Annotated in this window: 7 protein-coding genes; 3 read left to right on the top strand and 4 right to left on the bottom strand. The window is 60.8% G+C overall.

Annotated features, from left to right (window positions below; translation table 11 throughout):
- Together JCM12178_RS16505 and JCM12178_RS16500 are read right to left on the bottom strand one after the other, a co-directional pair.
- Nucleotides 1-374: aldehyde ferredoxin oxidoreductase N-terminal domain-containing protein (locus JCM12178_RS16505; protein ID WP_284690224.1), on the bottom strand; the 374-nt coding region annotated here is incomplete at its 3' end.
- Nucleotides 371-790, bottom strand: coding sequence for a 4Fe-4S binding protein (locus tag JCM12178_RS16500; protein ID WP_054653012.1), 420 nt, complete (start codon nt 788-790; stop codon nt 371-373). The genes JCM12178_RS16505 and JCM12178_RS16500, both read right to left, overlap by 4 nt.
- 232 nt (nt 791-1,022) lie before the next feature.
- Between JCM12178_RS16500 and JCM12178_RS18815 the strand changes: the two genes are divergently transcribed.
- The gene (locus tag JCM12178_RS18815) at nt 1,023-3,050 is read left to right on the top strand and encodes a methyl-accepting chemotaxis protein (RefSeq protein ID WP_054653010.1); all 2,028 of its coding nucleotides are present in this window, start codon (nt 1,023-1,025) and stop codon (nt 3,048-3,050) included.
- A gap of 57 nt (nt 3,051-3,107) precedes the next feature.
- Here the strand turns inward: JCM12178_RS18815 and JCM12178_RS16490 are convergent, their stop codons facing one another.
- Entirely contained in the window at nt 3,108-3,884 is a 777-nt protein-coding gene (locus tag JCM12178_RS16490) for a substrate-binding periplasmic protein (RefSeq protein ID WP_157054979.1), read from the bottom strand.
- Between the two features lie 176 nt (nt 3,885-4,060).
- Here JCM12178_RS16490 and JCM12178_RS16485 point away from each other — a divergent pair, with 176 nt between their 5' ends.
- Nucleotides 4,061-4,798 (top strand): glycosyltransferase, encoded by a 738-nt coding sequence (locus JCM12178_RS16485; protein WP_245628840.1) that lies wholly within the window; start codon nt 4,061-4,063, stop codon nt 4,796-4,798.
- An 8-nt stretch (nt 4,799-4,806) separates the two neighbouring features.
- Here JCM12178_RS16485 and JCM12178_RS18515 read toward each other — a convergent pair whose 3' ends face one another.
- The gene (locus tag JCM12178_RS18515) at nt 4,807-4,944 is read right to left on the bottom strand and encodes a hypothetical protein (RefSeq protein WP_174888044.1); all 138 of its coding nucleotides are present in this window, start codon (nt 4,942-4,944) and stop codon (nt 4,807-4,809) included.
- A gap of 91 nt (nt 4,945-5,035) precedes the next feature.
- Here JCM12178_RS18515 and JCM12178_RS16480 point away from each other — a divergent pair.
- A partial coding sequence (locus tag JCM12178_RS16480) for a YifB family Mg chelatase-like AAA ATPase (protein WP_054653004.1) occupies nt 5,036-6,239 on the top strand: 1,204 nt, incomplete at its 3' end.

Genomic DNA, 6,239 nt, shown 5'->3' with positions numbered 1-6,239 from the left:
CGCCGGGCACCCACGGCAAGGGCCGAGAGCCGTTTGGCCTGTCCCAGCACCACCAGCGCGTCCATGTCGCCGAAGCGCATGGACAGGGCCGAGCGGCCGCCCGCGTGGGTTTCGGTGTACTGGTCGTGATAGGGCGACTTGAAGGCGCACACGGTCTTGCTCATGAGCGGGAAGTAGCCGGTAAGCGGCCCGATGGCGAAAATCAGGGGCTGCTCGGGGTCGTCCCACGGCTTGTCCATGTGGCCGAATTTCTGAAAGAGCATGGCGGCCAGTCCGCCGCCGCCGACGTACTGCTCCCGGCCGTCCATTTCCTGAATGCGTGTCTTTCCGGTGGTCAGGTTGACCACCATGACGCGGAAGTGGTTGCGTATCATTCGTCTGCCTCCCGGGTTTCGACCTCGACCATTTCAAGACAGGCGTGGGGACAGAACGCCACGCACCGGCCGCAGTGAATGCAGACGTAGGGATTGACGAGGTGGTCGAGGAAAATGGCGTCCACAGGGCAGGCCTCGGCACATTTGCCGCAGCGGATGCAGAGCTTTCGTTTCTGGATGACGCCGCCGCCCTTGCGCTGGGAAAAGGCCCCGGTAGGGCAGGCCTCGACACAGGCGGCAGGGTTGCAGGCCAGACACAGACGGGCCTCGAAGCCCGTGGAGAGTCCTCCCGAAGAGGATATGCGAATGCCCGCCTTGTTCCACGACAGCATCTTGTGGACCTGTCGGGCGCAGGCGAGCGAGCATGAATGGCAGCCTATGCACCGCTCCATGCGGGCGGCCTTGAGAATCTTCATCGAATCGACTCCCGAAGATTTAGAATTGCACCAAAACGGTATGTTTCCATCATAATGACTAGAGACCCTTTTGGCCGCTGTCAATGCGCATTTTTGAAAAGGGACGAACGGCAGACGAGGTGCCCGGAATCCGCAGCCGGATCGTGCCGTGCGTGTTTATAATTGTGAAATCTTGCCGAAAGGATGTATTGTCTACGCTCGGATTCCAATGACGTTTTCAAAGGGGGACGCTATGAAACTGTCTATCAGAATGAAAATCATCATTGGTTTCATTCTGTCGCTTACTCTGGTCTGTTCGTTCATTTTCGTCATCGTTGCGGTCAACACCTACAACGAGTCCATGGACGGGTATGTGGACAACATGTCCGGCAAGCTGGAGCAGGTGGATGAGACGCTGTCGCTTTTCATTGAGGAGGCCAAGCGCAATACATTGATGGCGGCCATAGATCCGCGACTGGAGCGCACTGACGACATCATCACCACCTACATGGGCAAGACGGGCGATATCATGGCCGGGCCGTGGGACAATGACCCGCTCGCCAAAGAGCTTACCCAACTCTACAACAGTCTCAAGGAGAGCCACAAAAACTACGTGGACGTCTATTACGGCACCCGCAACGGCGGGTTTGTGATGAGCGAGGGGTCCACCATGCCCGGCGGGTATGACCCGCGCGCAAGGCCGTGGTACAAGGAGGCACTGGCTGACAGGAACAATCCGATTCTGTCCAAGGCCTACATGTCCACGACAGGTGAGGCCATGGTCAGTACGGCCAAGGCGGTCGTCATGAACGGCGAGGTCATGGGCGTGGTGGCCATGGATATCGGGCTGGGCAGCCTGACTGAGATGGTCAAGAAGGTCAGCATTGGCCAGAGTGGATATCTGGTGCTGGTGCAAGATGACGGCGTAGTCATCGCCGACGCCAGAAACGACGACAACAATTTCAAGAGTGTCTCCGAGCTTTCCAGCGAAGCCTATTCCAAGGCGCTGGCCTCGACCGCCGACAAGATTGAGGTGGAGCTGGGCGGAACGGATTACACGGCAGTGACACACACCTCGAATGCCCTCGGCTGGCAGCTCATCGGGCTCATCAAGACCTCCGAGATCATGGCACCGGTGTATGAAAGCCTCATGCAGATTTTCATATCCATCATTGTCTGCCTCGCGGTGGTTGTCCTCGGCATCTGGTTCTACATGAATAGTATCGTCATCAAGCCGCTTGGCGACGTGGTGGGCTTCCTGACCCGCGCCGCGGACGGCGATTATACTACCCGTGTGGACCATGACCGAAGCGACGAGATCGGGGACATCCAGTCCGCGCTCAACAGCATGGCGGACCGGCTCACCGAGGTCGTGGTGCAGGTCATGGACGGCAGCTCCAAGGTCGCGGCAGGCAGCGAGGAGCTTGCGGCCACCTCCCAGAGTCTCTCGCAGGGGGCCACCGAACAGGCCGCATCGCTGGAAGAGGTCTCATCCTCCATGGAGGAGATGGCCTCGAACATCGACGCCAACGCCCAGAACGCGACAACGACCGAGGAAATATCCACCCGTGCGTCCGGTGACGCGGAAAAGGGCGGCAAGGCCGTGAACGAGACAGTCTCGGCCATGAAGCAGATCGCGGACAAGATATCGATCATCGAGGACATCGCCCGCCAGACCAACCTGCTGGCCCTGAACGCCGCCATCGAGGCAGCCCGCGCAGGCGAGCACGGCAAGGGGTTTGCGGTGGTCGCCGCCGAAGTTCGCAAGCTCGCGGAACGCTCCGGCGTTGCCGCCGCCGAGATCAGCGAGCTCTCGTCCTCCAGCGTGGAGGTGGCAGAACAGGCCGGGACCATGCTTGAGCAGATCGTGCCCGACATCCAGAAGACCGCGGAGCTGATTCAGGAAATCAGCCTGTCCAGCTCCGAGCAGAGCTCCGGCGCGTCGCAGATCAACGACGCCCTGCAGCAGCTCGACCACGTTGTGCAGCAGAACGCGGCGGCCTCCGAGGAGATGGCTTCCACCTCCACGGACCTCGCCACGCAGGCTCAGTCGCTGCAGCACGTCACCGGCTTCTTCAAGGTGGATTATCATGTCTCCGGCCCAAGTTCAGGCCCCAGCCGTCCGGCGCGCAAGGCCGTGACCGCGGCTCCGGCTGAAAAGCCGAAGCCGAAAAAGCGATCGCAGCCCAAGGCGCTTCCCCCGGAAAAGAAGCCGCCGAAGGAGTCCGGCGGGTCGGGCGTAGACCTGAGCATGGACGACGACGAGTTTGAACGGTTCTAAAACGAGACAGGGCCCGCTCCGAGGAAGGAGCGGGCCCTGATGCTTTTCGGGTAAGGGCTACTGTTCAAGCCCGCATTCTGCGGCGAAGGCTGCCAACGTCCCGTCGTTTTTCAGGGCGCGCAGTGAATCGGCCAGCTTGGGCGCAAGGTGTTCGTGCTTTTTGTGCAGGAAGGCGTGCAGGGTTATCGTCTCGATGACACCTGCCTTGTGAATCCCCGAGTCCGCATACTGTTCCCTTATAATCTTGTCACCAAGCCAGTCCAGTCCGATGAAGATGTCCGCCCGTCGCGCATTCAGGAGCTTGAAGCCGTCGTTGGCGGCAGGCACCACGTGAAGCCTTTCCGGAGGCAGGCCGTCAAGTGCCTTGTGTGCCACAGCAACTCCGCGCATGAAGACTATTCTCTTGTCGGACTCCCGGATGTCCTGCCATGATTTGAGAGTGATGGGGCTGTTTGCGTATGCGGCGAACCGCGTCGTTCGGTTGGGAAATTCCACACGCACAACGTTGTCCACCAGCTGATCGTATTTATGTATTCGGCTCAGATCGCCGTCCACTTGCCCAGTGCTCACAAGAGAGCTTGCCCGGGCTGCGGGGGCGAAATGGGTTTCGAGTGTAATTCCCAGACGGGAAAAGGCCTCTGTAAAGAGCTTTTTCGTGAAACAGACCATGAGATTGGGTTCCGGTCTGGTATAGACCATGGTTAGTCTTTGCCGGGCCTTTTCCGGATTCGAGGTGTCGTCCTTGGCATTGGCGGGCAGGCAGTGGCACACCGTGACTATGAGGATCACCATTATGGTGAAAAGTCGTTTGCGACTTGCTGCGGGTGTTGTCATGTTTTTCTGTCCGAAAAAGGTCTGGAGAAGCGGTTCTTTGTTATTTCCGCATTGAGAACATGAGTCTTTTTTTCCGTTTTCGCAAGGCCATGATACTTCTGCCCGGATTTGCCCTGCTTCGGGGATGATGCTACTTGCCGGAAAGGCAATTATGGTCGGTAACCATGGAGGAAGACGTGGACTTTCATCATTTCATCATCACCCGGTTCAACGTGAACATCTATCCGACGGACTTTCCGCCCCGGCTGGAGGACACATGGCTGGGCGAGCGGCTGGAGCTCTTCCAGAAATACTGTTTTCCTGCCGTGCGCGCCCAGAGCAACCAGAACTTCACCTGGCTGATTCTCTTCGACGAGCAGACGCCCGCGCGCTACCTCGGCATCATCCGGGCATACGCCAAATACGCCAACCTCGTGCCCGTGCTCTGCGGCGACTATGAGTCCATCCTCCCCACCGTGCGCGACAAGATGCGCGAGACCGCACCGGACGCCGACTGGTACGTCAGCACCCGGCTGGACAACGACGACATGCTCTCGGTGCATTACGTCCACTGCCTGCAGGAGATCGTGAACTCCATGGACGAGGCGCAGCTCGCGCCCGCCGACACCCTGTATGTGAATTTCCCCAAGGGGTTGCAGTTGCAGGAGGGGGAGCTCTACGACTTTGAGGACCAGACCAACGCCTTCGTGAGTCTCATCGAGAGAAGCGACGACCCCAAGACCGTGTTCTGGGTGGATCATCCCAGCATCTACAATGTCTCGCCGGTTATTCAGGCAGAGACCCGGCCCCTGTGGCTGCAGGTGTTGCATGAGCGCAACGTCTACAATTACCTGCGCGGCACCAAGCTGGAGCAGGGCGATTACTCGAAGGACTTCCCCTTCCTGTTTTCCGAGGGCATCCTCAAGGAGCCCTAGACGGTCATTCAGGCCGGATTCTTGGCCCGTTCCGGCGGCGCGGCGGGGCGGGCGAAGAGGAAGCCCTGCAGATAGTCCGCACCACCCTCTGCCAGCCACTTCCATTCCCCGACCGTTTCCACGCTCTTGCTGAGTCTTTTGATCAACGTACTGAAATTCGGTCCGCGAAACGGATACTTGTTATGCGATAGCAAGTCGCGTACAACTCTGCGGATATCACATCCCAGAGGTTCCCCGATGATCGCCACCATCTCCTGTGCCGCCCTCATGGGCATCGACGCCTTCCCCGTCTCTCTCGAAGTGGACTTCTCGCGCTCCGGACTGCCTGCCTTCACCATGGTGGGGCTTCCCGACGGCGCTGTTCGCGAGGCCAAGGAGCGCGTGTATTCCGCGCTCAAGAACGCCGGATTCAAGCTGCCGCCCGCGCGGGTGACTGTCAACCTCGCCCCGGCCGACGTGCGAAAGGAAGGCAGCGCCTACGACATGCCGCTGGCCGTGGGACTGCTGGCCGCGTCCGGGGCGTTGCCCGAAGAGGCGGTGCAGGGCTGGTATTTTGCGGGCGAACTCTCGCTGACCGGCGAACTCAAGAGCGTCACCGGCGTCCTGCCGCTGGCCGTGACCGCCCGGGATCAGGGTGCCAGGGGCCTCATCGTGCCGACGGACAACGCCGGGGAGGCGGCCGTGGTGGACGGGCTTGCCGTCTACGGCATGGACACCCTCGGTGATGCGGTCCGCTTTCTTACCGGCGAGGAGAGCCGTGAACCCGAGGCGGTGGACGTGGACACTCTCTGGGCCGGGCGGGAGACGTTTTTCGAGGACTTCAGCGAGGTCAAGGGGCAGGAACACGCCAAGCGGGCCATCGAGATCGCTGCGGCCGGGGCGCACAACCTGTTGTTCATCGGGCCTCCGGGCTCCGGCAAGACCATGCTCTCACAGCGAATCCCCACGGTGCTGCCGCCGCTCGGGTTCGACGAGGCGCTGGAAGTGACCAAGATATACTCCGTGGCGGGCAGGCTGCGCGAGGACGCCTCGCTCATGGTCACCCGTCCGTTTCGCTCTCCGCACCATACCATCTCGGACATCGGCCTCATCGGCGGCGGGCGGTATCCCCAGCCCGGCGAGGTCTCGCTGGCCCACCGGGGCGTGCTCTTTCTTGACGAACTGCCCGAGTTCAAAAAGAACGCGCTGGAGGTGCTGCGCCAGCCCCTTGAGGACGGGCGCGTGTCCATCTCCCGCTCGCTGGTGAGTCTTGCCTATCCGGCGGATTTCATGCTGGTGGCGGCCATGAACCCGTGCCCGTGCGGATACATGACCGACGAGCACCATTCGTGCTCCTGCTCGCCGCTGGCGGTGCAGCGCTACCGCGCCAAGCTCTCGGGGCCGCTGCTGGACCGCATCGACCTGCACGTGGACGTGCCCGCCGTGCCGTACGACGACCTCC

The sequence above is a fragment of the Salidesulfovibrio brasiliensis JCM 12178 genome (genome assembly GCF_001311825.1).
Taxonomy (GTDB): Bacteria; Desulfobacterota; Desulfovibrionia; order Desulfovibrionales; family Desulfovibrionaceae; genus Pseudodesulfovibrio; species Pseudodesulfovibrio brasiliensis.
This window is presented reverse-complemented; position numbering and strand designations above follow the sequence as displayed.

Bases quoted from the DNA above. Each gene is read 5' to 3' on its own strand.
- JCM12178_RS16500 (WP_054653012.1), bottom strand. From the start codon at position 790: ATGAAGATTCTCAAGGCCGCCCGCATGGAGCGGTGCATAGGCTGCCAT.
- JCM12178_RS18815 (WP_054653010.1), top strand. From the start codon at position 1,023: ATGAAACTGTCTATCAGAATGAAAATCATCATTGGTTTCATTCTGTCG.
- JCM12178_RS16490 (WP_157054979.1), bottom strand. From the start codon at position 3,884: ATGACAACACCCGCAGCAAGTCGCAAACGACTTTTCACCATAATGGTG.